We start from the raw sequence: 24,797 nt of genomic DNA on the forward strand, positions 1-24,797 counted from the left end.
GCCTCTTAATACACATGAACTTTATGATTTTCTGCGCTGTCATAGGTGTCGAATACAAGCTGAAGGGTCTTGATATTGTCGTGACCACTCGTTTGAAATTCTTTTCCCGTGTTGAGACAATCTATAAAATGAGCTTGTAGCTTTTTATGGCTTTCCTCATAGTTTAATTCAGTCTTTTCAACCAATACTTTTTCGACTCCCTGATTATTAATGAGAGATAATTTACCTGTGTTATACAGTTTTAGGGTAGCCTCATCGCCATCAATCACCAGCTGTTCTTTATGATCGGGAAGGACCTGCTCCGGCAGCTGCCCATTCAGTTCCCTACGAGTCGCCCAGCTCATGTCCATAAGACCAAAATAATGTTCATAACCTAACATAATAATGCCCGTGTCTTCTCCCTGTGTGTATGGGCTGACTCGCTTGGTTTCCGCATACAAACGCTGAGGTTCACCGAATAAGAAACGCCAAGTATCCAGCCAATGAACTCCCATTTCATAAAACAAAAGCTTGGGCATATCTCTGAAAAATGGCTGCGGCAGCTCTTTTTCCGGAGCAAACCTCGGAGAATAAAAATCCGTATGCGTATAACGTATAACATTCATATTCCCAACGATATTCTCTGCCAGCAATTTTTTTATAATTTGAAAAGGCTCAAGCCAACGCCAATTTTCGGTCACCATAAGTCTGACTCCTGCTGCTTCAGCAATACCTACAATTTGCTCAGCTTCCTCCACAGAACGTGCAAAAGGTTTTTGACACATCATATGTTTTCCGGCTGCGGCCGCCAGTCGAACCAGTTCCAGATGTGTCTCAGGAGGTGTAATGATGTCCACGACATCAATATCCGCTTCGCTTAGCATTTCCTCCAGACTGGTATAGCAATATTCAGTAGGGATATGGAATTGAGCTGCTTTTTCAAAAAGTAAATCTTGATTCCGATCACAAAACCCTGTGATTTCTGCATCCGAGATAAACTGCCATGCTTTAATATGTTTTTCCGACCAATATCCCGTTCCAATGACGCCGATTTTCCACATGTTGCTTCACTCCATCCACATTCTTCTCTGTTTTTATTTCGTTCCGATGATGACAACATCACTTTCAAAGCTGTGCATATCTAGCACCGATTGATCCTTTTGGACGGACACGTCGGTTTGGGCAAACCGCTTCCCGGCTAAATCAATCGTTGTAAACTTGTAATCCTGCACGTTGATACTTAGCCGTACCTTCGTGTTAACCGGGACATACAAGACAATGGTATTCTCGTTCCCCGCAGCTCTGATTTCCTCTGTCTTGTTTAAAACAATATCCAACGGTTTTACGCCAATCAGGTTATACATTTCAAACAAATATTTAATAAAGGAGTAATCCCATGCGCCCTCAAATCGTAATGCTGTTCTCCAATCATAGGGACTATCGAATCCTTCCCCTTCTACAATGCCGAATTTCTTTCCTTTTTTGTGCCAGCTCCAAATGCCATGTGCTCCGTAGGTAATACCCGCACCCCCGCCTGCAAGGAGGCTTTGCCATGCTACTTTTCTGGCATCCAGTGCTGTGTATCTGCCATACACATTGCGGCTATAACTAATTTGTTCATAACATGGCTCTCCATTAATGACAGGCCGTATATCCGGCTTATGGTAGAAATGTTGAGCAATCTCATGGCCCACATGCTGAAACTCGGAATTATGTCCTGATTGATACATATAAAATCCAAGACCCTGGTGTTTCTCAAAGGCTGGAGGAATTTCTCTCAATCTTCCTTGAATATGCAGCGTAGTTAAGCTTGCAGGGCTTAATTGTTGTACAATTTCCAGTGCTTTTAAATAATAGGAATTGGCACGTTCGGTCGGAAAATCACTATCCCCGCTGATCAGAAAAATAGGATCAAATGGAGAAAAACGGTTTACGACGTACGTTACATAGGGTTCAACGCATTCAAACGGCATTTTATTACCCTTTTGGAACATTTCAGCCCATGTATCCGGCACATAGTTACACCACAATAGAACCAGGGCCGGAACAAATCCACGCTCTACAGCCATTTTCAACATGATTTCTGCCCGGTCAAAATAAGCTTCGTTTAATGTATGGTAGTCGAAATCCCCATTTTCCAGTAATGCAAACGGCTGTAGATTCAGATCCGATTCACTTGCATCCCATTGTCGGAGCATGTTGATTTGCAACACATTGAAACCTTGCATCTTCCGATAGTCAAGATAATCGCTCCACTCCTCTATCGTCGCGTTGGTAAATACACTCCAAACCGTATCTGCCAAATAAAAAAAAGGTTTTTCCTCTTTTGTAAAACTTCTTTGATTTTCAGCCATGTTTAAACTCAAATAAATCACCGTTCCTCTCTTGCTGTATTCACAAAATTCTCTAAACAAAACTAAATAAATAACTAAATTTATATGATTATTTCGCAAAATAAGCTAAATTAAAGCGTTTTACACTTGAATATTAACACTATAAATCATAAACGGTCAACAAATTTTTATTTTTAGTTATTTAGTTTAGTTTAGTTTATTAGCTAAACTTTCTTGCAGATTAATGATATAATTTATGTAGTTTAGTTCAATAGGGGGTTCCACATTGAAAATTGATGATATTGCAAGGCTTGCAGGTGTTTCAAAATCTGCTGTCTCTCTTGCTTTTAATAACAAACCCGGAGTGAGTGAAGAAACCAAGGAGCAAATTCTAAAAATAGCCCAAGAGCATGGATATAAACCACGCACCATGAAGACAAGCAAGGAAGTTATTAAAAATCATCATGTGATACGCTTTGTGGCCTGTAAAAATACAGACATCGTAACAGAACATTATGATTCACTTCCATTTTTCAATGAGTTAATTCATCATATTACCAATCAGGTGAGAGAACATGGAAACACCTTGATTTTTTCGTCTTTTGATAGCCATAGCCTCGAAGAAGAATTATCTGCTTTGGAAAAAGATCAGCCTTCTTCAGGCATACTTCTGCTTGGTACCAATTTAACTTCTGAGACTATTCATTCCATACAATCCATTCATTCCAATATTGTGATTCTGGATACTTGCTTTGAACACGTCGATGCCAGTTTCGTATCTATTAACAACTATCTTGGTGGGTATCAGGCAGGCCAATATTTAATTCAGTCAGGACACAGAAAGATAGGATACGTACAATCCAGTACGAGGATTCTTAACTTTACAAAACGAAAGGAAGGGTTTATGGCGGCTTTAGAGGAGCACAATCTTTCCATAGAAAATGGGCTTACATTTGATATGCATCCCATGCTTGTGATGTCACAGGACGCATTTAAAACAGCTATTCATGAACTGAATGAGCTACCTTCGGCCCTATTTTGTGAAAATGATTATATGGCGATCAGTGCCATTAAAACGTTTCAAGAAATGAATATTCGAGTGCCTGAGCAAATTTCCGTCATGGGATTTGATAATATACATGAAGCCAAGGTGATTAGCCCGGAACTCACAACCATTCATGTGAAAAAGGATATTTTGGCCCGAACTGCTGTAAACTTGCTTATGGAGAGGCTTAACCATCATCAGGGGCATCATACCCAGGTTCTTGTGAATACGGAGGTTATTGAAAGAAGATCTTGTGTAGCCTTGAAATGACCTATGATCATTGGTTTATTATTGCTTGCTCTCTCTATGATTTTAGAATAAAGCCGCCGTGTTGGCGGCCATTTCTATTTTCGGACTCCATATGGGATATTCAAATTTATCGTTATTCGTTGAAATCTTCCTCTGTCAAATCCATATTTACGCTCGCAGCGGTTCGACTGCCGTCGGCCGCGGCAAAAATCAACTGAGAAGGCATGAAGTACGATGAATCCCCGGCAGCATATACACCAGGTATGGAGGTTCTCCCCGCTTCATCCGTCTTGATCCCACCCGATTCCGTTCTTTCACAGCCCAAACGTTCTCCAAACGGTGCACTTTGTACAAACTGGGGAGACACAAAGCCGCCGACCCTCGGGACTTGAGTGCCATCCGTAAAGCGCACATGCTCAAGCTTTCCATTGTGACCGATGAACGCCGCAACAGGTTGCTCCATTACGATGATTCCTTTAGAATAGAGCCGTTCTTTTTGCTCGTCCGACAGGGATGCCTGACCATTCGTACAGACGATCAAATCCTTACTCCAGTTAAGGAGTAGTTTGGCTGTATGAAATATAGCTGCCGATTCAGAGACGAGGACAAGCGGTTGATCCCGCAACTCCCAGCCGTCGCAATAAGGGCAATTAAATAAACTTTTCCCGTATAACGGATAAAAACCTTCAATCTCGGGGAATATCTCCTTTACGCCCGTCGCCAATATCAATTTCCGCGCTTGAACGCGATGGCCTGACGAATCAAGTACCTCAAAGCCAGATTCGTTTTTTGTAATCGAAACAACCTCGGTTTGCAGATGATGGACAGACGGATAACGCAACACTTCCTCATAAGCTACACGGCGGAACTCGGCCGGCGTTACGCCGTCTCTCGTAATAAAACCGTGCGACGCATGCGTAACCGCATTTCTGGGCCGATTATTATCAATCAAAGCCACACTTCTTCTGGCCCTGCCAAGCACGAGGGCTGCATTCAATCCGGCGGGCCCTCCGCCAATAATAGCGCAATCGTACAGCATAACACCCAACTCCTTTTAAGAGATATTAAAGACTCTTTATGTCTGCAATAAAACAAAAAAAAGCTTTACATAACTGGCAACCACTCTCTTTCTATATAAAGTCGCTTACTTTGAAACTTGCGTTTGCTTTTGCGCCAAATCGGACAATTTCGTATTTTTAAGATGTCGTTCCATTTTCTCCTCTGCTTCCCTCATTACAGCTTGAATCAGGCACTCGGAGCCGTGGACAAAATCACATTCAAACAAAGAATTGGTTCCTTCAATGGCATGGATAATATCCAAAAAGGTAATGTCCTCTTTATGACGAGAAAGTCGATAGCCTCCATTGGCTCCAGAAACCGATTCGATCATCCCAGCCTTCACAAGCCTTGTCAAAATTTTCGAAAGATAAGTTGGTGAAACATTTTGGGATTCGGCTAGTTGCTGAACACCTACCGGCTTCACCGACGAATCAGTAACGAGCATGAGCATAGTGTGCAGAGCATAATTCGTTGCTTTTGTAAATTTCATAACTACACCTCAATCAAAGACTTATTGTATCCACTATATCCCCGAATCTGCTAGTGTGTCAAGGTCATCTAGCATTCACGCTGCTGTTAATCCTTCTTTTGGTTACGCTCTAACCGTTGTATACTGTTCATCAGAACAGCTAAGAAAGGGGGCTCGTTGTGCGTATTTTTGATATTCTTCGTATACTGGTTGCAGAACAGATGGTCAAAGGAGAACACTTGGCAAATGCATTGAAGGTATCTTCTCGAACGATACGAACGGATTTAAAGGAATTGGGTGCGTTATTGTCAAAGCATGGAGCAGCAGTTAAGCCCCTTAAAGGAACAGGATACAAGTTAGAGGTTCGGGACGAACAAGCATTTCATCATCTACTGAAGCAATTAAAGGATTATGATCATCATGTGCCCTATCCATTAGCGAGTTCTTCTGAAGCTAGAAACCGTTTTTTAATGAAAAAGCTGTTGCTTACCAATGCATATGTCAAACTTGATGATTTAGCCGAGATCCTGTATGTTAGTCGATCTACTTTACAGAATGACCTCAAAGAACTGCGCAAGTTACTGGCAACTTACGGACTATCTCTGGAGAATAGACCCTATCATGGTATTCGAGTCAAAGGTAATGAGGCCAAACTGCGTTATTGCATTTCCGACTATATATTTAACAGGTTAGATGAAATAGGCGAGCAGCAGGTGTCACCCCCTCTTCTGATCTCTAACGAAGAGATGGAATTCATAAGAGAAGTGATTCTGGATCGTATTGAAATCCATGATATTCAGTTGTCAGACATTGCCCTGAACAATCTGGTCATTCATATTGCTATAGCATGTAAGCGTATTCGCGAAGAAAGGTATGTGTCGTATTATCCGCAAGAGATGAAAAAAATTGAAGCGCAGAAAGAGTTTAGGGTGGCGACTGAGATCGTATCCGCCTTGGAACAAATCATGAAGCACTCCTTTCCACTTGTTGAAGTTGCGTACATTGCTGTTCACCTGTTGGGTGTAAGGACCGTCGTTAGTGCCCGTATGGATGAGGTGGAGATTAAAAAGATCATTGATAAAGATATCTACGAACTGACTATCGAAATACTAGACCAAATTGATCAGCAGTTGAAGATGAACATTCATAACGATCAAGAATTGCTGATTGCATTTTGCCTTCACCTCAAACCGGTGATCAACCGTTATCAATACGGAATGAATTTGCGTAATCCTATGCTGGATGAAATCAAAGCCAATTACCCGCTTGCCTTTGAAGCAGGTATCATTGCTGCGGAAGTCATCAAGCAGCGGCTTCATATACACATCGAGGAAAATGAAATTGGGTATTTAGCCATTCATTTCGGAGTCGCGATGGAAAGAAAGAAAATGGAGGACGCGCCCAAAAGATGTATGATCGTATGTGCTTCTGGACTCGGCAGCGCTAAGCTGCTGTATTATAAGCTTCAATCGGTCTTCGGTTCCAGGTTGGATATCGTAGGAACCACTGAATTTTATAAGTTGAAACAAATGCCGTTGGATACATTGGACTTTGTCATTAGCACGATCCCCATTTCAGAACCGCTTTCTATCCCCATGATCCATGTGAATACATTTTTAGGCGGTTCCGATATTACTAAAATTGAGCAAGCCATTTCTGAGGCCAGACTTCCTGCTGTGCAGTATGTACGAAAAAAATTGGTCTTTCTTCAACAGAAGTTTGAGAACAAACTCCAAGTGCTTGAATTTATAGCCGAAAAAATACACGAAGCAGATCTTGTAAAAGGCCCCCTGCTGCAATCTGTAATAGAGCGTGAAGCCGTTTCCCCCACTTCATTTGGCAACTTGGTCGCGATCCCGCATCCGATGGAACCTTTCGCAGATTCTACGTTTTGGGCCATCTGTACATTACAAAAAGCAATCGATTGGGATGGCAAGCCGGTACAGTTTATTTGTATGCTCTGTATACAGCGCACCAAATCAGAAGATTTACAGACTATGTATCATATTTTGCTTGAAATATTAAATAATGAACAGCTCGTCCAGCAGCTTATTCGCTGCAAATCATATACAGAATTCATAGAAGTGTTGCATAAAAATTGTTGAACATGAGGAGTATGAAGAACAATTTATTTCCGTTAAGAAGAGGAAATAATGTGCGTTATGTTGAAAGCGATTCCAAATTATAATAGCCATACGACGAGGATGATTGAAAGGAGAGAGGATCACGTGAATAATGATGAATCTACAGAGCACGACGTGAACATGGAGGACATGGATGATACAGAGATTGTATTCCAAATTATATTATACGCAGGGAATGCACGCAGTTCGGCCATGGAGGCGATTGAGCTTGCAAAGGCGGGGAAATTTCAGGAAGCCAAAGATGAATTAGCTACAGCAAAAAAAGAACTGGTGTCTTCCCACAAAATTCAAACCAGAATTATCCGCAAGGAAGCAGCGGGTGAAAAAACAGAGATGTCCGTCATGATGGTACATGCTCAAGATCATCTGATGAATGCCATCACCATTCGCGATATGGCCTCAGAGTTTGTAGACCTGTATGAACGCATTGATCAATTCGTACCGAAATCGTAGAGGGAGGGACGCTATCCCATGGCATTCAAAGACAAACTGGTCGATGGCCTCACATCGGTAGCAAATGCAATCAATAATTTTAAATATATTATAGCGATCAAATCAGCTTTTATCACATTGATGCCTGTTATTATTGTCGGTGCCTTTGCTGTATTGATTTCTAATATGGTCATGGACCCGGTCAATGGCCTTGCGCATTTTAAGCCGTTCTCATTCCTGGCTGAGTACAAACCGATTTTCTCGGGCATTAACTATGCCAGCTTGAATATCCTTACCATTCTGGCTATTTTCATGATTGGTCTGGAGCTAGGAAAAATTAACGGTGAGAAAAATCTCTTCCCCGGTTTGCTTGCTTTAATCTGTTTTATCTCTGTGACACCAACCACGATAGAGTTGATGGTTAACGGTGACATGCAAAAAGTAACAGACGTCTTAGCCCGTCAATTTACGGATACCAAGAGCTTGTTTTTAGGTATTTTCATAAGCATCCTATCCGTTGAGCTGTACAGTAAGTTGGGCAAGTCCGATAAGCTAAAAATCAAAATGCCTGAAAGTGTTCCCAGCAATGTGGCCGTTTCTTTTTCTGCATTGATACCAACCATCATAACGGTGACAGTCTTCTCAATGCTCGGATTTTTCTTTCATAAGTTTACAGGTCTCTACCTGTACGATGCCGTCTATAATGTGGTGCAAAAACCTCTGGAGACCGTAGTACAGGGACTGCCAGGTATACTGGTGCTGATGCTGGTTGCGCAAATCTTCTGGGTGATCGGTATTCACGGGAACCAAATGGTAAAGCCCATTCGTGAACCCCTGCTGCTTGGCGCGATTACCGTCAACATGACTGCTTATGAGCAAGGACTGCCCATTCCGAACATTATTACGATGCCTTTCTGGGACGTATACATGAGTATCGGTGGTTCAGGAATTACGCTGGCTCTCTTGATTTGTATTATGATCGCTTCCAAGCGTGAAGATATGAAGGAAATAACAAAGCTTTCGTTGGGTCCGGGTCTGTTTAATATTAATGAGCCTGTCATTTTTGGACTTCCGATTATGTTGAATCCATTGATGGCTATCCCTTTCATTATTACTCCGCTCATCACAGGAACGATTGGTTACTTCTCGACGTTGCTTGGATTTGCAGGTAAAGCCGTCGTCATGGTTCCATGGACTACTCCGCCTATTATTAATGCCTACCTGTCTACAGGTGGAAGCATTGGCGCCGTCGTAACTCAGATCATTTGTATTGTGGTAGCCATTATCATTTATTTCCCGTTCGTCAAAATTGCCAACAAGCGAACGGCTGAATAATCCGTTACTATAGAAATACATCAATTAATTGAAAACGCATTCTTTATACAATGAAAAGGAGAAACATGTCATGGCTAAACATACGATACAAATTCCGTCGAATTTCATCATGGGTGCAGCGGCTTCCGCTTGGCAGACAGAGGGATGGAGCGGTAAAAAAGAAGGTCAGGACTCATACCTAGACCAATGGTACAAAAATGACCGCTATGTCTGGCACAATGGATATGGACCCGCGGTTGCAACCGACTTTTATAATCGCTATACCGAAGATATTGCGCTGATGAAGCAGATTGGACTAACCCATTATCGGACTTCTATTAATTGGTCCCGCTTCTTAACGGATTATGAGAATGTAGTGGTGGATGAAGCGTATGCGGATTATATGGGCCGGGTCATTGATGAGCTGATTGCAAGCGGAGTCGAGCCGATGATTTGTCTGGAACACTATGAGGTACCCGCTTATTTGCTGGACAAATATGAGGGCTGGTCCTCCAAGCATGTAGTGGAACTGTTTGTAAAATATGCGGAAAAAGTGTTTGAACGGTATGGCGATCGGGTCAAGCACTGGTTTACGTTTAATGAGCCCATTGTTGTACAAACGCGTGTCTATCTAGATGCCCTCCGCTATCCCTATGAACAAAATACGCGGAAGTGGCTGCAATGGAACTATAATAAAACGCTGGCTACCGCGAAGTGTGTACAGCTTTTCAAAGCAAAAAACTATAGTCAGCACGGGGCTAAAATAGGCGTTATTCTGAATCCCGAAGTCACGTATGCCCGATCAAGCGCCCCTCATGACCAACACGCGGCGCATGTGTATGATTTATTTTACAATCGAGTATTTCTGGACCCGCTTATTAAAGGCGAATACCCACAAGAATTGTTCGATCTCATGGGCAAGCATGATATTGCATTTGAAGCTACAACGGAAGAACTGACCGTGATTAAGAAAAATACCGTTGACTACGTCGGAATCAATCTCTATTATCCCCACCGGGTCAAAGCGCAGAGTAAAGCGTGGAATGAAAACACACCCTTCCACCCCTCTTACTACTATGAGCATTTTGATCTTCCGGGTAAAAGAATGAACAAATCACGGGGCTGGGAGATTTATCCGAAAATCATTTACGATATGGGAATGCGTATCAAGAACGAATATCACAATATCGAGTGGTTTGTCGCAGAAAATGGTATGGGCATTGAGAATGAGGTTGCCTTCAAAAATGAGGAACACATCATTCAGGACGACTATCGTATTGACTTTATAACTGAGCATTTATACTACACGTTACAAGCTGTAGAAGCAGGCTCCAACTGTACAGGTTATATGCTGTGGGCCTTTACAGACAACGTTTCTCCCATGAATGCTTTTAAAAATCGCTATGGACTGGTGGAAATTAACCTAGACAATGATCGAAGTCGGCATTTGAAGAAATCCGGCTACTGGTATCAAGCTGCTATCAAGGAACGCTCGTTTGTTGCTGATCTGGATGAAGAGTATAAGTAGTTAAAAATGAATTTCTGGAGGCGCTCAACGATGAAAAAAATTATTCTGGCATGTGCTGCGGGTATGTCCACATCCATTTTGGTTTCTAAAATGAAAAAAGAAGCAGCAGCAAGATCCATAGAGCTGAACATCGAAGCCATCCCCGAAAGCACCATTAAGGAAGAGCTGGAAGGCATTACAGATTCTGTGATTGCTATTTTGCTCGGACCTCAAGTACGGATGCGTAAAAAGGCAGTAACCGAAATTGCTGCTCCCTATAGCATTCCTGTAGATGTCATTGACACGTTGGCTTATGGTAGAGGAAACGGTGCAGCAGTCCTGGATCAAGCCTTGAAGCTGGCTGGCGAGAACATCTAATTGCTATTCAAATGAAAAAGAGGCTGAGTATTTCCTCAGTCTCTTTCTTGATATCCGCGCGCTTTTGATCAAGACATACCTTCTTTGCCTGAGCCCATACTGCTCACATACGTTTCCTGTAAACCGGCAGAAATGCCGTATAGCGGTTCCCAACGAAGCCAATGTCTGGCGACTGCGTTACTAAGACAGCTATGGTGAATGTCTCCCGCTCGCGCCGGTGAATATACAGGGCGGACAGACGAACCATGCAGCTTTAGTAAATCGTAGGCCAGTCGATTGATGGACGTCGTTCGTCCCGTACTTACATGTACTGTGCGTTGGTCCGCTGCATGAATAGCCGCCATATTCGCTCGAACGACATCCTTGACGTACACAAAGTCGCGGGTTTGTGTCCCATCGCCGTGAATGAGCAAGGGGCTTCCTTTTTTCAGCCGCTCCATAAAGAGAGCGACTACACCACCCTCTCCCTTCGCAGCCTGACCGGGACCATACACATTTCCATAACGCAAAATCGTGTAGTTCAACCCGTACAGCCGATAAAAAAGTCGAATATACGATTCTGCGGTCAGCTTGGACAGTCCGTAGCCTGAAATCGGCTCCACGGGATCGTCTTCCTGTATACATTGCTTTTGTAGCTCTCCATATACACCTGACGTGGACGCAAATATAAATTTTGACACACCGGCTTCATGACAAGCCTGCAACAAATGAATCGTCCCCAGCACGTTCACATCCGCGTCCTCATCGGGTTGATGGATGGATTGCTGTACATCCGCCTGTGCGGCCAAGTGAAACACAATATCCGGGCTTTCCCGAATCAGCAGCGTCCTAGCTTCAGAGCTGCGAATATCCGCAATATGCATGACTGCGCGCGGGTCCACATTTGCGATATTCCCGGTCGTCAGATTATCCAGCACATGCACTCTGATGCCCGAATCAGCAAGCGCACGTACCAGCTGAGAACCAATAAATCCGGCTCCCCCGGTGACCAAAGCCTTCACTAGCTCACCCTCCTTTTGAACCGAAGCATATGACTTCCCTTCGCATCATGTTATGCGACTCCCTATAGCTTGGCGCAGGCACAAGCACAGTCCGAAGACAATCTATAATGTGTCTCTGGAATCTCAGCACCTCAGAGATGCAGCCTGACATTTTCCAGCATATAACGCCACATCTCATCCTGACCGTTCCATATATCCTCAGGCGGTAGCTCCACTGAAACCAGCCGCTCCAATCCCCAATCCAGCTCCGTCACACCATCATTCCCTGTATAATCCACGTATAACAAGCGAAAATCGTGTGTAATCCTCTGCAATAACACATCATGTAGTTCCACCGCTTGCTCCCGACTGCCCCCGAGACGAACCAGTAGCAGACGGGACGCAAGCGTGAATTGATCCAGTAGACGTGCGGTGCGGCGATCAAGCGTCGTTTTGAATGCAGGATAGGAAGTCAGCTGCTCCGATGTATTCTCGCTAACCGGAAAATGGTGTGCCGCTGTAATCCCATAGTTTGCATCCTCGACCATGAAGTTATGCTCGCCGTAATCGTGCCCCGTGACACGCAGACTATCAACATCCATAAAACCGGCAAAACGGGCGTCCAGCAAGCGACTGACCTGTGACAAGTTACCGGAGATCATCCAGTCCAGCGGACCCGCATAGGGACGCAGTCCGTTTTTATCCAGCTGAATGGAAGGCAAGCAATGTCCACCCAGACTGAATGCAGCATCATAATCCCCCTGCAACCGCTCAAGCACGACGCCCTCCCCTTTCCGAAGACAAGGTCATCTCTTTAAAAAGGGTACGCCAGTGCGGATCACTTTTGTAATTCCATACATCGGCAAAAGGCATTTCCACCGCGCATACATGTGGAAGCTGCCAATCCACCTCCGTCAACTCCGTTACACCGGAACAATTCACCACCAACAAACGAAATTCATTCGCTACCATACCTGACAAGATACGTTCCAGTTCCTCTACTTCTTCATAGGTTCCCAGCATACGGACGAACAAGCTGCGCTTCGCCATCTGTGTTTTTGCAAAAAAACGTTCGATACGACGGTCTATCTTTTCCCTGAACTCGGGATAGGTCACCAGATCTGAGGACGTATTGCGTTCCTGTGGAAAATCATGCACCGAGATCACATTATAAGCGATATCTCTGACCATATAATTCAGTTGGCTCGTACCAACGACACTTAAATTGGGCAAATCCATAAATCCGGCAAACCGATTTTCTAGCAAGCGGTTCACATCGGACAGCGTGTCAGACATCATCCAATCCAGTACCCCGGCAAACGGCCGCAAACGGTTCTTTTCCAATTGAATGGCAGGTGTACAGTTTTGTCCCAGACTGAAGACCGCTTCATATTCCCCTGCCAGCTGTGCGAGTCTCATAGCCGTGCCTCCTTTTTTAATACGACCCATCCCTCAGCGCCCTTCTTCTGTAGTCGAAAAGGGACTTCAGGCCGTAGTATGTTCCACTCTACATTACATGCACAGCACGGCGAAAAGGGTTGGACACCAATGCGCTTTTTGTCAAAGAGGCGTACAACTATCCAGTCCAATCTCGGTTATTTTTCATATCATATTAAGGCTGATAACCTAACGGAATTCAAGGAGGCATCATCATATGTCCGTGTTTCTTTTAACCGTCGATCATCATCTCGCTTACCACAGCGCCCATATAGAAAGCTGCCATGTGACCTTTTTCAATCGCGAAAAGAGAGCCGTCGATGTGTTGCTGGAAATGGGAAATGACAGTGGCGTTTTCCGACGGCAGCTCCTTCGATTGAGCCCTTCTCCTGAAGCTGACTCCGTGCTAGAACTCAAGGATATGGAGACCGCCCAACATCCTTTTTACCTGCGAGTGGTGACGAGTATTTACAATCCGGAAACGCTGTTTATCCTGGCTGAATTTTTGGAAAACGGGAACGTTGTCGCTAAACGTACAGCCAGTCATTTTACCGTGACGCCCTAATGAACGGGCAGAGGAGGAAGAAGGTATGTTGAAATATTCAGTTCAAAATAAAGCTGAGCCAGGCACATATGCACTGCCTTTTCAGGTCACCGAGCAGGAGAGCGTGCTCTCTACATTAATCATTCCTGCAAGTGAATCTGAAGGACATATTGTCATTGAAGTCTCTTTGGCATGGGAAAATCCGCTGCTCAACTGGGATATCGGGGAGCTAGACATTCGATTGCGTCGCAATGATGAGCGGGGACCTCTGCTGGATTGGTTGCAGGATTCCTGTTATCAGGAGGGATTTGCCGAGTTAAGCTATGAGGAAACGGGAAAACAGGCAGAGCCTTATGTATACTGCTTGACCGTACAATCAGCTGACCGCCGTGCTGTTGTTACGGGACCGCTCATAATTCGAGGCTCCGTTTATGAAGATTGACGAAAACTGGATGACAATGAGCTGAAATAAACTAAAGGCAGGTGGGAGTTTTAAGCCCGACCTGCCTTTTTATATGGTCTGTGCCCTCATGGTGCGGATTGTCTCAGACGTTCCAAAATGTCAGCGTCTGGCAGCTTATAATCTTCCGGCAACGAGGTGTTAATTCGGTTCCATATTGCGTAATCGACCTTCATATCCGGGTGCGACTGCTGGATTTCAAAAATACGGTTGTACAAGTCTCCAACGACAGGAAAAGTCATGCTCTCCCTCCTAACTATAAGAATCAACGTATTCAACGTACTTGATTCAGCGCTTGCCCATAAATATTCACGAGCCGCTCAATCATAACATCCAGAGACCAATGCGCGGTCCCCCATGCTTTGGCACGTTTCCCCATAGCTATCCGCACTTCATCCTGAGCCAGCAAATGCTGCAAATGAGCTGCCAGTGCCTCCACATCGCCAACCGGGGAGACCAGTCCGGTGTGTTCATGCTTGACCATTTCCGGCAGTCCACCCGCATCCGATACCACTGCCGGAAGCCCCAAAATCTGCGCCTCCATGACCGAAAACGGCTGATTGTCCTGTATGCTCGGATGAACAAAAAGATCCGCCAGTTGTAAAAGAGCAGGTACATCTTCACGATGCCCCAAAAAAACCACATCTTCCTCCAGCCCTAGCTCCTTCGCCTGTGTTTGAAGCTCTTCCCTTTTATCTCCCTCCCCGACAATCCAGCAAACCCAATCCGTACGACTTGCTTTCAGTAGGCCAAGAGCGCTTATTAAATAATGCAGCCCTTTGATATAGACTAGCCGTGAAGGACAAATTATAACTTTTTTCCCCTCAGGTCGTACGACGTCCGTTCCCCGGGCGTGGACTTCCCAGAAGTGCTCGGTATCCAATCCGTATTGGAAAGTAGCAATCTGCTGCTCAGGCACTTCGAACTCACGCACGAGCGTCTGTTTCATCCATTCTGTAGACGTAATGGTAATATCCGCGGATAGAGCGCCATAGTGCTCCAGCGCCCAATAATATTTCCACATCAGCGTCTCACGGTAACCCTCCTCATGATCCCGCTCCAGAGCCATCATGACTTCACGAGCCAGCGAGCCATGAATATTCGCTACCAATGCACTGTCCTTACGTTTGACCCGACTTAGAGCACGCGTCGCAATAACATCTTGCGTGTGAATAACATCATACTGCTCAACCCCGAAATACGCCGCTGCCAGTTCCATACAGTATCGATCCTTTTCCACCGTCTGCACCCATGAATCCAGATGTAATACAGGGACAGCCGATTCATTCAGCTTCGTATGCAGCAGGGGCAGCAGTTGATCCTTCAGCAGCTCCCTATCTTCAAAAACAATATGGTATTTAGGTGTATCCGGTCCGTTCCCCATCAAGTCTACCGTGTGACCCAGTAGCTCCAGTCTCCGTTTAATTTGCAGCATAAAGGGCCATACGCCACCCAAATGAGGAATCGGCCAGTACGTAGCCAACAAAATTTTCAAAACAGCCTCACCTCCTCTGTCTCGTACGCTGAGCTACATTCCGTTACTTCCGTAAATTTGCTGGAAACCCGATAACGCATCTGTCCAGACCGCAAAAAATCCATTATTCGGCACGATCGTTACATCAATAAAATTACCGATCGTAACGACGGGAACCGGACTAATCCCGTTAGGATTAAAGGAGCTGTCTGTTATTCTGAGGTTCGTAAATGTATTCCCTCCGTTCGTTGATTCGGCCACAAATACGTCTAATAAAGAGGTCGTTATTTGATTGGTATAATATACGATCTTAATCACGCCGGTCACAGGCGAAACATCAATAGCCGGGAAAAAATGCTGTGCCCCGGCACTGGCTCCTGTCACCGATTGCGGTGCAGTCCAGCTTAATCCACCATCCACCGACCGGGCGAGCAGTACATCCGCATATCCTGCCCGATTATCCTGCCAGACCGCATAAAGTGTTCCCTGATTCGGGCTAGTAGAGCGATCCACCGCAATGCTGGCCATCGGCAGCACATTGAAGCCAAAGCCGGCCACGGGCAACGGACTCGGAACCGGGACAACAGAAGACACAGGCAGCGAAGAACTGAATGCTGTCCCCCCATTGAAGGACACAATGACCTGATATTGGTTAACCGGATTCGTCACAATATACCCGACATAAATCACCCCTGTAATGCTCACGGTGATTTCCCCACGCGTAATCTGATTGGAGCCAGGGGTGAGCACCACGGGTGTATCCCACGTGATCCCTCCATCCCGCGAGCGCTGGAAAAACATGACAGACCCGCCGAAAAAGTTAGGATTGTATTGATGCGTATAACATAAATAGATGTTTCCGGTATAGGAGCTGACCTGAGAAGTATCAAATTTCACGCTGACCTCAACATTGTTGACAAATGTCCCATACCCTCGCTGGGCAATCACGGGTGGATCAAATGTATTACCGTTATCTCTGGATACATAGGTAGCGATGGTACCGCTCAACCCATCCGAGGTAAATACATGACAGGCTATGACAAACAAGTTGGGAAAACCGTAGCTGACGCTATGGGATTCCGCCCCTACATAGCCGGCTGGTAGCGGTAAAATCTGCTGGGTGAAAGAGACACCGCCGTTACCTGAACGGTATACCGCCGTCAACGGCGGCCCTGTCGTAAAATCAGTCGCCGCAGACACAATGGTACCGTCGAGCAGGTTGAAAGCTACACTCGGTTCCTGCGCCAGCCTTCCGTTAGGCGTGAGCTGTACGTTCGGCATCAGGCTTCACCTCCCGGTACACCGGCAAAAATCGTCAGGCTGCCTGTACGCGTATCCGTCCAGACGGAAATGTAACTATTCGGCGGTACGATGGCGACATCAATATAGTCGCCGATCAGCTCTGATTCGCCTCCACCGACATTCGGATTAAAGGAGGTCGTCGTGAGACGACTGTTCGTAAAGGTGTTGCCTCCATCTAACGATTGGGCGGCAAACACATCCAGATTAAAGCCGTCCAAGCGATTGGTATAGTACACGACAACGACCAGTCCCGTCTTAGGCGACACCGAAATCGCAGGAAAGAAATTTTGCGAGCCTGGCGGGCTGTCCGTCACGATGATCGGAGCACTCCAGGTACCGCCGAAATCGCTTGATTTGGACAACAAAATATTACTGTATCCCTGACCAAAATCCTGCCAAACGGCATATAGCGTATTTGTTGTGGAAGGCACACCCGAGCAGTCTGCAGCCAAGCTGGGGAAGTTCAATATCCGAAAGTCATATCCGGGGACGGGCAAAGGATTGGGCACCAGCGTTATATTGGACACAAGAATATCCCCGCTGAAAGTTGCCCCTCCATCAAAGGATCTCCGAATAAAAAAAGCCGGTGTTTGTGGCCCCGTACGAATCCAACTGACATAGACACTGCCAAATTTGTCGACCGCAGGTTCAGGTCGCTCTGTAGAAGATTGGATATTCGAAAGCAATAACGGTTGATCCCAAGTTAGTCCTCCATCGGTGGAACGCTGGTAGAACGCCGCAGAACGAGCATTAAAATCCACATTATATTGACGGTTATACGTGACATAGACATGCCCGAGATAGGGACTTGCCCCGTTGTTATCCGTCGTAATATTGGTCCAGTCATTATTAATGTAATCTCCATAGCCCGGATTAATAACCACTGGGGGATCAAAGGTGGCTCCATCGTCCGTAGAGCGATAGATCACGACAGCCCCGTTCTCATTTCCCGGAAACACATGTGCGGATATGATGAAAATATTCGGGAACAGATAGGCTACCATTCCTGCCTCAGCTCCTGTATATCCCGGTGGAATGGGCAGTAAAGTATCAGTCCAGTTCGCCCCAGCGTCCAAGGAACGATACAGTCCAATCAGCGGGGGCCCGCTGCTAAAGTCAACAGCGACAGCCACAACAATATTCGGATTCAACAAATTAACGGCGACACTGGGCTCAAATTTGGGCAACCCGCTGGGTGTCACCTGAAAATTCAAAGGCATCGCGAGCATTCCCTTCATTATATAAATGGACATGCTATTTCTATCAAAATGTACTTTTTTCAGCACAGCATACAGACAACCATACAAGCTTTCTTTTCAATAGATTCATAGTATAGAAGCATCCCTTCAGGGGTTTTCCAATATTCTGTTTTTTGAGAGGATGATTCGATTGGCTTTTACAACCGGATATATGACCAACACTAGAGATTTTGGTACTGCCTGCTCCAATGTCGTTGTAAATTTGGTCAACGAGGATACAGTGAATGCGGCAACCGTGACCATCCAAATTTTTTTCTCGCTTGTACCGGATACCAAGACACCACTGTATGTGACATCGGTTAACTTACCTGCAAACTCCATTGCCCGACGTACCTTCTTTATACAAGGGGTTCTTGCCTATGAGGTACAATACAACGTGGCCTCCGCTGCACCTTCCAATGTCGTGCTCTCCAACTTTGGACTGGATCAGTTTGGTAATGTTGTACAGGAGCATCGTGTTCTTCAGTCGGAGCTGACCACAATCCCAGCGCTGTCTCCTGTTATTTAAAGTTGCCCTGCTCCAGTGCTTGGTGCAATCTGTGGGTGTAATACACGTAATTCCATTCCGGCGGTACGGACTGAACTCCTCGGCCGCTGCCGATGGTTGAGTGGTCATCTGTATAGTAGGAAAAGGCATGTGTATCCTGTAATGGGCGCAACAAATCCGTAAGATACAGCAAATCCGTCACAGCAATATATGGTTTGACACCGAAGCATACTACAAAGCGGGTCGTTGTTTCACCAATAGCCTGAACCAGTGCTTCTTGGACCGAATAATGCTGACGTGGCGTTACGATTAACCGAGGATCGAGCATCATCGACAGGAAAGCGCTGGCTCCCTGTTCTGGCGTTAAATCCAGCAACCGTACCACACAATTGCTGTAGTGCTGCTCCAGCAGATTATCCAGCAATGATTCAGCTTGAGCCATATCCGTGACAGGCATTAAAATGGTCATTTCAAGTGGGATGCCCCGGCGTGCTCTTGCCTCATACTTGGCGATTTGGAATGCGCGCCGCCAGCGTCGGTGCTCCTTCTGGCTGTGCAAACCAGCCGATACACTAAATGTGGAATTCACCCGGTAATCCATCAGGATCTCCGGGATGAATTTCATGCTGCACGTCTCGGTCAGCCGCAGCCAGTAATCATAATCCTCAACTGGTTGCAGCCGATAGCCGCCAATCTGGCGGGCATATTTGCTTTTGTACATAAATGAAACCCCGACAATGCTGGCATTCAGCAGTTCATGATGCGGCTGGCCTTGGTACCGGATCAAAGCTTGTTGATGCTGCTCGTCATACAACGGGTTCCCATATGCATCAACCTGGCGGAAGGTAGAGAACACAAGGCCGAGTGAGTCCGGCCCCTGCTCCAGCTCCTGCCGTAATCGTTCAATAAAGGAAGAATTATAAACATTGTCGCTGGATACCCAGGTCACATATTTGATCGCTGGATCTTTAAACAACTCATCGAATCCCCAGTTAAGGGCGTGGGATACTCCTTTGTTCTGAGGGAGTGTAACCAACTGAACGCGCGGGTCTCCCATTGCTGCGTGGAGCGCTGGTCCCACCATTTCCGGCGCTCCGTCAATAACAATGATGAAGCGAAATGCCCTGTAGCTCTGGGCTAGTACGGATGAGATCGCGGCTTGCAGATAGCCGATATCCTGTTTGTACAGTGGCATAACAATCCCCGTATCTACCATATCAATCCCCCCTGACAGACTTTCGGCTTCATGAGGATAAACCACTCAACACCTGACTGAAGCGATCTCGATAACGTGCTTGGGTTATGTTGTACTCCCGCTCCACAGCGGGCCAATGTTTTTTGGTTCCCATTTCATCATGCCAGCGGTAGTTAACCAAGGACTCGTTCAGAAAAGGAAATGGATATCCCGCCAGCATCACTCGGTACCACATATCCAGATCATGTGTGTACGGCAGCAGTTCATCAAACAAACCGATATGTGCAAACAGCTCCTTTTTAAACATAACCGTGCATCCATTGACCGGATTTCCTTGCTGAAAAAAACGGTAAAACTCCGTCATAGACGGAAACACGGCGGCTGCCTGGTAACTTGTGACTTGGCTGTATTGATTAATGAAATTGAAATTGGTATGGGAGATGTACGCACCGTTTTCCACCATAAAAGAAACCTGATTATTAATTTTGTCCCTATGATAGGTATCGTCGGAGCTGAGCCAGGCAATATATTCCCCGCTGGCATGTCGGATACCATGATTCAGGGCGCTGGCTGTTCCACCGTTGGATTTGCCCAAATAATGTATATATGGACGATAGGGCTGAAGCATATCAACATGTTCCGTGGACCCGTCATCGACGACAATAATCTCGAGGGGTCCATAAGTTTGCTCTAGTGCACTTTGCAAAGCCTGATCCACATATGCACAGTTATAAAAGGGAATGACGATCGTTACTTTCGGTCTCATATCGTTCCTTCCTTTCCAGCTCGGCGGTATTGAATCATATCCTCCAGCGATTGCCCCAGCTGTATGGTCGGCTTCCAGCCCATGTCCTCCAGCTCTTTCGCACGGTATGCCTCGGTGGATGCTGACTCTGCCACATCCCCCCATTGTATAGGAATAGATGTTTTGGCCAGCCCAACCATACGTTCTACGATATTGCCAAGTTCCACAATGCGGCCTGTGCAGACCGAGTAAACTCGGCCTGGCACACCCTGTTCCAATAGCACCCCGTATGCGCGAACGGCATCACGAACGTCGAGGAAATCACGTTGTGCATGTCGGGAAGATACCCGAAACGGGGCAGTTTCAGTTACGGACTGCCCCTCCAGACGTTCCGTCTGAACGATATACCCCGCGAGTAATGCACAAAATCCGGTAGATGGACCCGGACCGATCAAGTTGCAAGGCTCTGCCAGCATGACGGATTGTTCGAACAGCGCGCCCCACGAGAGCGCGACTGCCTCTTGAAGGCTTTTGCTAAGGCTGTATGGATGCGTTGGATGATACGGTGCTTGCAAAGCTGTCTTTAGCCGAGAACCCGCCACGACAATTCTGGCTTTGGGGAAAGGTCGCAGTACATCGAGCAGATACAGAGTGGACAGTACATTGGATTCCATGTATAGCAGGGGGCTTTGCCAAGATTCAGGGACAGAATTTTTACCACCTAGGTGAAGCACGTAATCTGGAGCAATCTGTCTAAATACTTCTTCTAGACGTTTCTTGTCGAGCAAGTCACACACATAAGGCGTAATACAGCTACGGGTCTCCGCCTCTGGGTTGTTATTTTCATCATCGTGAGCCAGTAAGATCAGTTCTGGGACGGAAGCGGCAGTGCGAGTCAGCGCCGCTACCTCCCAACCGAGCTTTGCAAAATGGCGGCAGGCATGCATCCCGGTATAGCCCGCCGCTCCGGTAATGACTATGACAGGCCGACGTTGTTCCGCTGTGCTTCCGTCCATTCCAGCAGCTCCTTCAGCATGATGCTGTAGTGAGGAACATCGTAGAGCAGATCGGCCCGGGTAGAACGAAGCGTCCGGTCCTGCACCGGCTCATCTTTCGGCACGATCCGAATATCCTCCCTTTTCCAGATGTCTTTGAACAGCAGCAGCAAATCATGCTTGCTGATCGGTTCAGGGTGAACCAGATGAATGAGTCCGTCCAGCGGCTCATTCATCTGCACCTGTATCGCCTTCGCTAATTCCAACGTCGTAACCCCGTTCCAAAAGACTCGGCGATACCCGTTAACGTCTCCGCTCTGCTGCAAGAACCAGTGCAGCAGACCAATGCCTCCCGGCCGAATTTCCGGCCCGATAATGGAGGTACGGATAGTCAGATGCCCTGCGGCCTTTACTTCTCCGAGTATTTTCGTCAAAGCATAGGCACTTGTCCCATCGGGTTGATCCGTCTCCTTATATAAACCAGGTATCCGATTTCCTTCGAATACGCAATCCGTGCTGATATGAATCAATCGGGCACCAATACTGTCCGCTGTCCGCCGGAGAAGATGTGGCAGCAATCCATTGATTTGGTATGCTGCAATCTGATCCTCCCCGGCATGCTGATTCAGTACGCCTACCGCGTTAATCATAACGTCTGGCCGTACACTCCGTACCAGTTGCTCCACCATAAAGCTGTCCTTTACATCCAGCAGCAGGCCGCCTTTATTTTCGGGATCACGGGTGGTGTAGAACACGTTATACCCGCTCTGATTTTGGAAATACTTAACCAGAACATGGCCCGCCATGCCGTTACCACCCAAAATAAGCAGCTTCATTTGATGAACCCCCCGCTTTGGAGTATGCTGCGAATCTCCTCTTTCGACATCAAATTAAACTCCGAACTAAAGCTGCTGAATGACACGGGAGGGCACTGATTATAGCGGTCCTTTAATTGAGGAATATTCAGCGTTGGGAGAATGACCAAATATTGCTCGTCATAGACTACCGTCGTCAGGCTTTCAAAGTCACTCATCAAAATCTCATGAATTTTCTCGCCGGGACGCACACCTTTTTCTACAATTTCTACGTTTTCCACACCTGAATCCTCAATGAGCACCTCAGCCAAGTCCAAAATACGGCAGGTTGGCATGGTCATGATAAAAATTTCCCCGCCGACACTTTCCACCGAGGCTTTGAACAGGAGACTGATCGCATCACGCAAGGTCAGGAAGAAGCGGGTCATGTTCATATCTGTGATCGAAACCTTGCCTTTTTGGCGAATCTGGCTTTGGAACAGATGCACCACGCTTCCGTTGGTGCCCAAAACATTACCGCCGCGCACCGTCACGAAACGTGTATCACTATTCAGCAGATTGGCGTAAACAATCAGTTTTTCTCCAATCGCCTTCGTCATACCGTAAAAATTGGACGGATTCGCGGCCTTGTCAGTCGATATATAAATGACTTTCTTTACCTGATTGGCAACAGCGGCCTCGATCACGTTTTGGGTGCCTACGACATTGGTTTTGAGTGCCTCGTAGGGCTGATCTTCACAGACGGGAACGTGTTTGAGCGCTGCCAAATGAAATACATAGTCTACTCCTTGACAAGCGGTGGTCAGCGCATCCTTATCCCGAATATCTCCAATACAGAAGCTGAGCCGTTCATCCTCAAACTGCCTGTTCATTGCAACCTGACTGGATTCTCCGCGTGAAAAGATAATGACCTCTTTGGGGTTACGCGGCAGTAACTGGGTAACCAGCTCATGCCCCCAGGAGCCGGTACCGCCGGTAACCAAGATACGTTGGTTTTCAAACATGCCGTTTCCCTCCAAGCAGAAATTTAACTACCTTATCCGACACATCTTCCGCCAGATAGCCCGTGGGACATTGCCACTTATGGGTCATCCCGGTCATTATGGCTACCGCGTTTGCTATAACCTCGCCATCAAGACCAGACACGATATTGCTACCGCAATCTACCGTTTCCGGCCGTTCGGTCGTCCGGCGCATCGTAACCGTCGGCACCCCCATGACGCAGCATTCTTCCTGTACGGTACCACTGTCCGTCAAAGCGCAGCGGGCATGCCGCTCCAGCAGAACGAAGTCAAAAAAACCGAACGGTTCGTGAAATTCCACTAGCGGATCAAGCTGGATCGGCGGGTGGCTTGCGATTCGGGCGGCAGTGCGGGGATGAATACTGCAAATGACCCGCTGCCCGAACTGCTGGGCTACCCGGTTAAGACCATCTAAAATAGCCAGCAAATGCGGTGGATGGTCCACATTTTCAGCTCTGTGGGCAGTGACCAGGAAATATTCTCCCGGCGACAGTCCCAACTTTTTCAAAATTCCACTGCTCGATACCTCTTTCTTATAGTGCTGCATCACTTCGTAGATCGGATTTCCAGTCAGTATAATTCGTTGGCTTGGGAAGCCTTCGCGTAGTAGGTGCTGCTTGCTTTGCTCCGTATAAGGCATATTAATGGTAGATATCGCATCAATGACACGCCGGTTCTTCTCCTCCGGCACATCCAGATCATAACAGCGGTTCCCCGCCTCCATATGCACGACCGGATAACCCATACGTTCCGCAAGTAAGGCACATAAAGCGCTGTTCGTATCACCGAGCAATAGCACATGATCGGGGCGTTCCTTGTTTAAAATATCCTCCATCTGCGAGTACATGGCGGACAACTGTTTGCCCAGTGTCCCCGCTTTCTCCTGAAGTACATAATCCGGGGCACGCAGTCCCAGTTCGCGAAAGAACTGCCCGCTCAGGCTTTCGGTGTAATTTTGGCCCGTATGCACAAGCACATGTTCATCTGCATGGCGGTCCAGCTTCGGAATGATCAGGCTGAGCCGTATAATCTCCGGTCTTGTGCCGAGCACGGTCAATATTTTCATGGTTTTGGAACCCACCTTTGCTGTCGTTGTTTCATTGAATTGTGGCGTTCAATGAAGGATAGCCATCCAGCAGACTGGCTGTGCTCCAGCTTAACGTCATCTCAACG

26 protein-coding genes are annotated in these 24,797 nt (G+C 46.5%); 9 read left to right on the forward strand and 17 right to left on the reverse strand.

Annotation, left to right across the window (positions count from 1 at the left end):
- Nucleotides 1-5: 5 nt before the first annotated feature.
- On the reverse strand, nt 6-1,040 hold the full coding sequence (locus AOU00_RS07250; protein WP_069290284.1) for a Gfo/Idh/MocA family protein: 1,035 nt from the start codon (nt 1,038-1,040) through the stop codon (nt 6-8).
- Nucleotides 1,041-1,073: 33 nt separating this feature from the next.
- Complete coding sequence (locus AOU00_RS07255; RefSeq protein ID WP_069290285.1) at nt 1,074-2,354, reverse strand: glycoside hydrolase family 140 protein; 1,281 nt, start codon at nt 2,352-2,354, stop codon at nt 1,074-1,076.
- A 244-nt stretch (nt 2,355-2,598) separates the two neighbouring features.
- On the opposite strand from AOU00_RS07255, the gene AOU00_RS07260 reads away from it, so the two are divergent.
- A complete protein-coding gene (locus AOU00_RS07260) occupies nt 2,599-3,627 on the forward strand; it encodes a LacI family DNA-binding transcriptional regulator (protein ID WP_069290286.1) in 1,029 nt (342 codons plus the stop codon).
- Between the two features lie 112 nt (nt 3,628-3,739).
- Here the strand turns inward: AOU00_RS07260 and AOU00_RS07265 are convergent, their stop codons facing one another.
- Nucleotides 3,740-4,645 (reverse strand): NAD(P)/FAD-dependent oxidoreductase, encoded by a 906-nt coding sequence (locus tag AOU00_RS07265; protein WP_061830055.1) that lies wholly within the window; start codon nt 4,643-4,645, stop codon nt 3,740-3,742.
- A gap of 105 nt (nt 4,646-4,750) precedes the next feature.
- A complete protein-coding gene (locus AOU00_RS07270) occupies nt 4,751-5,155 on the reverse strand; it encodes an Rrf2 family transcriptional regulator (protein WP_061830056.1) in 405 nt (134 codons plus the stop codon).
- Between the two features lie 158 nt (nt 5,156-5,313).
- On the opposite strand from AOU00_RS07270, the gene AOU00_RS07275 reads away from it, so the two are divergent.
- The 5 genes from AOU00_RS07275 to AOU00_RS07295 all read left to right on the forward strand — a co-directional run bounded on the left by AOU00_RS07275 (nt 5,314) and on the right by AOU00_RS07295 (nt 10,909).
- Nucleotides 5,314-7,239, forward strand: coding sequence for a BglG family transcription antiterminator (locus AOU00_RS07275; protein WP_081330689.1), 1,926 nt, complete (start codon nt 5,314-5,316; stop codon nt 7,237-7,239).
- A 168-nt stretch (nt 7,240-7,407) separates the two neighbouring features.
- On the forward strand, nt 7,408-7,731 hold the full coding sequence (locus AOU00_RS07280) for a PTS lactose/cellobiose transporter subunit IIA (RefSeq protein WP_043882570.1): 324 nt from the start codon (nt 7,408-7,410) through the stop codon (nt 7,729-7,731).
- Nucleotides 7,732-7,749: 18 nt separating this feature from the next.
- A complete protein-coding gene (locus tag AOU00_RS07285) occupies nt 7,750-9,045 on the forward strand; it encodes a PTS sugar transporter subunit IIC (protein WP_069290287.1) in 1,296 nt (431 codons plus the stop codon).
- Nucleotides 9,046-9,115: 70 nt separating this feature from the next.
- Nucleotides 9,116-10,552 (forward strand): glycoside hydrolase family 1 protein, encoded by a 1,437-nt coding sequence (locus AOU00_RS07290; RefSeq protein WP_069290288.1) that lies wholly within the window; start codon nt 9,116-9,118, stop codon nt 10,550-10,552.
- Nucleotides 10,553-10,582: 30 nt separating this feature from the next.
- Nucleotides 10,583-10,909 carry a PTS sugar transporter subunit IIB gene (locus AOU00_RS07295; protein WP_061830059.1) on the forward strand — a complete coding sequence of 109 codons (327 nt, stop codon included), beginning with the start codon at nt 10,583-10,585 and terminating at the stop codon, nt 10,907-10,909.
- 68 nt (nt 10,910-10,977) lie between these two features.
- On the opposite strand, the gene AOU00_RS07300 is transcribed toward AOU00_RS07295, so the two are convergent.
- The 3 genes from AOU00_RS07300 to AOU00_RS07310 form a co-directional block, all read right to left on the reverse strand.
- Nucleotides 10,978-11,910 carry an NAD-dependent epimerase/dehydratase family protein gene (locus AOU00_RS07300; protein ID WP_069290289.1) on the reverse strand — a complete coding sequence of 311 codons (933 nt, stop codon included), beginning with the start codon at nt 11,908-11,910 and terminating at the stop codon, nt 10,978-10,980.
- A 131-nt stretch (nt 11,911-12,041) separates the two neighbouring features.
- Complete coding sequence (locus tag AOU00_RS07305; RefSeq protein WP_069290290.1) at nt 12,042-12,668, reverse strand: DUF1796 family putative cysteine peptidase; 627 nt, start codon at nt 12,666-12,668, stop codon at nt 12,042-12,044.
- Nucleotides 12,661-13,308: a DUF1796 family putative cysteine peptidase gene (locus tag AOU00_RS07310; RefSeq protein WP_069292021.1), complete on the reverse strand. Its 648-nt coding sequence runs from the start codon at nt 13,306-13,308 to the stop codon at nt 12,661-12,663. Before AOU00_RS07310 ends, AOU00_RS07305 begins: the two co-directional genes overlap by 8 nt.
- Nucleotides 13,309-13,543: 235 nt before the next feature.
- Here AOU00_RS07310 and AOU00_RS07315 point away from each other — a divergent pair, with 235 nt between their 5' ends.
- Nucleotides 13,544-13,891 (forward strand): hypothetical protein, encoded by a 348-nt coding sequence (locus AOU00_RS07315; RefSeq protein ID WP_069290291.1) that lies wholly within the window; start codon nt 13,544-13,546, stop codon nt 13,889-13,891.
- Nucleotides 13,892-13,916: 25 nt separating this feature from the next.
- On the forward strand, nt 13,917-14,312 hold the full coding sequence (locus tag AOU00_RS07320) for a hypothetical protein (RefSeq protein WP_069290292.1): 396 nt from the start codon (nt 13,917-13,919) through the stop codon (nt 14,310-14,312).
- Between the two features lie 86 nt (nt 14,313-14,398).
- Here AOU00_RS07320 and AOU00_RS26545 read toward each other — a convergent pair whose 3' ends face one another.
- Genes AOU00_RS26545 through AOU00_RS07335 form a run of 4 tightly spaced genes read right to left on the reverse strand, consistent with a single transcriptional unit; the run spans nt 14,399 to nt 18,359 of the window.
- Nucleotides 14,399-14,572 carry a hypothetical protein gene (locus AOU00_RS26545; protein ID WP_172828270.1) on the reverse strand — a complete coding sequence of 58 codons (174 nt, stop codon included), beginning with the start codon at nt 14,570-14,572 and terminating at the stop codon, nt 14,399-14,401.
- 32 nt (nt 14,573-14,604) lie between these two features.
- Nucleotides 14,605-15,825: a glycosyltransferase family 4 protein gene (locus AOU00_RS07325; RefSeq protein WP_069290293.1), complete on the reverse strand. Its 1,221-nt coding sequence runs from the start codon at nt 15,823-15,825 to the stop codon at nt 14,605-14,607.
- A gap of 33 nt (nt 15,826-15,858) precedes the next feature.
- Nucleotides 15,859-17,085: a sialidase family protein gene (locus tag AOU00_RS07330; RefSeq protein WP_069290294.1), complete on the reverse strand. Its 1,227-nt coding sequence runs from the start codon at nt 17,083-17,085 to the stop codon at nt 15,859-15,861.
- A complete protein-coding gene (locus tag AOU00_RS07335) occupies nt 17,085-18,359 on the reverse strand; it encodes a sialidase family protein (RefSeq protein WP_081330769.1) in 1,275 nt (424 codons plus the stop codon). The genes AOU00_RS07330 and AOU00_RS07335 overlap by 1 nt, the downstream gene beginning before the upstream one ends.
- A 127-nt stretch (nt 18,360-18,486) precedes the next feature.
- On the opposite strand from AOU00_RS07335, the gene AOU00_RS07340 reads away from it, so the two are divergent.
- Nucleotides 18,487-18,873 (forward strand): hypothetical protein, encoded by a 387-nt coding sequence (locus AOU00_RS07340; RefSeq protein WP_237166308.1) that lies wholly within the window; start codon nt 18,487-18,489, stop codon nt 18,871-18,873.
- Here the strand turns inward: AOU00_RS07340 and AOU00_RS07345 are convergent.
- The 6 genes from AOU00_RS07345 to wecB are packed head-to-tail and all read right to left on the reverse strand — an operon-like array spanning nt 18,866 to nt 24,690.
- Nucleotides 18,866-20,068 carry a glycosyltransferase gene (locus tag AOU00_RS07345; RefSeq protein WP_069290297.1) on the reverse strand — a complete coding sequence of 401 codons (1,203 nt, stop codon included), beginning with the start codon at nt 20,066-20,068 and terminating at the stop codon, nt 18,866-18,868. The two genes, AOU00_RS07340 and AOU00_RS07345, sit on opposite strands and share 8 nt — an antisense overlap.
- A 28-nt stretch (nt 20,069-20,096) precedes the next feature.
- Nucleotides 20,097-20,813 (reverse strand): glycosyltransferase, encoded by a 717-nt coding sequence (locus tag AOU00_RS07350; RefSeq protein ID WP_061830068.1) that lies wholly within the window; start codon nt 20,811-20,813, stop codon nt 20,097-20,099.
- The gene (locus AOU00_RS07355; RefSeq protein WP_069290298.1) at nt 20,810-21,808 is read right to left on the reverse strand and encodes an SDR family oxidoreductase; all 999 of its coding nucleotides are present in this window, start codon (nt 21,806-21,808) and stop codon (nt 20,810-20,812) included. The genes AOU00_RS07350 and AOU00_RS07355 overlap by 4 nt, the downstream gene beginning before the upstream one ends.
- On the reverse strand, nt 21,769-22,623 hold the full coding sequence (locus AOU00_RS07360) for a dTDP-4-dehydrorhamnose reductase family protein (RefSeq protein WP_069290299.1): 855 nt from the start codon (nt 22,621-22,623) through the stop codon (nt 21,769-21,771). The genes AOU00_RS07355 and AOU00_RS07360 overlap by 40 nt, the downstream gene beginning before the upstream one ends.
- A complete protein-coding gene (locus tag AOU00_RS07365) occupies nt 22,620-23,606 on the reverse strand; it encodes a polysaccharide biosynthesis protein (protein ID WP_069290300.1) in 987 nt (328 codons plus the stop codon). Before AOU00_RS07365 ends, AOU00_RS07360 begins: the two co-directional genes overlap by 4 nt.
- Nucleotides 23,599-24,690, reverse strand: coding sequence for a non-hydrolyzing UDP-N-acetylglucosamine 2-epimerase (gene wecB / locus AOU00_RS07370; RefSeq protein ID WP_069290301.1), 1,092 nt, complete (start codon nt 24,688-24,690; stop codon nt 23,599-23,601). Before wecB ends, AOU00_RS07365 begins: the two co-directional genes overlap by 8 nt.
- Nucleotides 24,691-24,797: the final 107 nt, after the last annotated feature.

Origin of the sequence: Paenibacillus polymyxa, from assembly GCF_001719045.1 — a bacterium.
GTDB lineage: Bacteria > Bacillota > Bacilli > Paenibacillales > Paenibacillaceae > Paenibacillus > Paenibacillus polymyxa_B.

Coding starts and splice junctions, on each gene's coding strand:
- AOU00_RS07270 (WP_061830056.1), bottom strand. CDS start 5,155: ATGAAATTTACAAAAGCAACGAATTATGCTCTGCACACTATGCTCATG.
- AOU00_RS07365 (WP_069290300.1), bottom strand. CDS start 23,606: ATGTTTGAAAACCAACGTATCTTGGTTACCGGCGGTACCGGCTCCTGG.
- AOU00_RS07340 (WP_237166308.1), top strand. CDS start 18,487: ATGATTCGATTGGCTTTTACAACCGGATATATGACCAACACTAGAGAT.
- AOU00_RS07360 (WP_069290299.1), bottom strand. CDS start 22,623: ATGAAGCTGCTTATTTTGGGTGGTAACGGCATGGCGGGCCATGTTCTG.
- AOU00_RS07350 (WP_061830068.1), bottom strand. CDS start 20,813: ATGAGACCGAAAGTAACGATCGTCATTCCCTTTTATAACTGTGCATAT.
- AOU00_RS07290 (WP_069290288.1), top strand. CDS start 9,116: ATGGCTAAACATACGATACAAATTCCGTCGAATTTCATCATGGGTGCA.
- AOU00_RS26545 (WP_172828270.1), bottom strand. CDS start 14,572: ATGACTTTTCCTGTCGTTGGAGACTTGTACAACCGTATTTTTGAAATC.
- AOU00_RS07315 (WP_069290291.1), top strand. CDS start 13,544: ATGTCCGTGTTTCTTTTAACCGTCGATCATCATCTCGCTTACCACAGC.
- AOU00_RS07250 (WP_069290284.1), bottom strand. CDS start 1,040: ATGTGGAAAATCGGCGTCATTGGAACGGGATATTGGTCGGAAAAACAT.
- AOU00_RS07320 (WP_069290292.1), top strand. CDS start 13,917: ATGTTGAAATATTCAGTTCAAAATAAAGCTGAGCCAGGCACATATGCA.
- AOU00_RS07355 (WP_069290298.1), bottom strand. CDS start 21,808: ATGGACGGAAGCACAGCGGAACAACGTCGGCCTGTCATAGTCATTACC.
- AOU00_RS07280 (WP_043882570.1), top strand. CDS start 7,408: ATGGATGATACAGAGATTGTATTCCAAATTATATTATACGCAGGGAAT.
- AOU00_RS07310 (WP_069292021.1), bottom strand. CDS start 13,308: ATGAGACTCGCACAGCTGGCAGGGGAATATGAAGCGGTCTTCAGTCTG.
- AOU00_RS07335 (WP_081330769.1), bottom strand. CDS start 18,359: ATGTCCATTTATATAATGAAGGGAATGCTCGCGATGCCTTTGAATTTT.
- AOU00_RS07285 (WP_069290287.1), top strand. CDS start 7,750: ATGGCATTCAAAGACAAACTGGTCGATGGCCTCACATCGGTAGCAAAT.
- AOU00_RS07330 (WP_069290294.1), bottom strand. CDS start 17,085: ATGCCGAACGTACAGCTCACGCCTAACGGAAGGCTGGCGCAGGAACCG.
- wecB (WP_069290301.1), bottom strand. CDS start 24,690: ATGAAAATATTGACCGTGCTCGGCACAAGACCGGAGATTATACGGCTC.
- AOU00_RS07265 (WP_061830055.1), bottom strand. CDS start 4,645: ATGCTGTACGATTGCGCTATTATTGGCGGAGGGCCCGCCGGATTGAAT.
- AOU00_RS07295 (WP_061830059.1), top strand. CDS start 10,583: ATGAAAAAAATTATTCTGGCATGTGCTGCGGGTATGTCCACATCCATT.
- AOU00_RS07345 (WP_069290297.1), bottom strand. CDS start 20,068: ATGGTAGATACGGGGATTGTTATGCCACTGTACAAACAGGATATCGGC.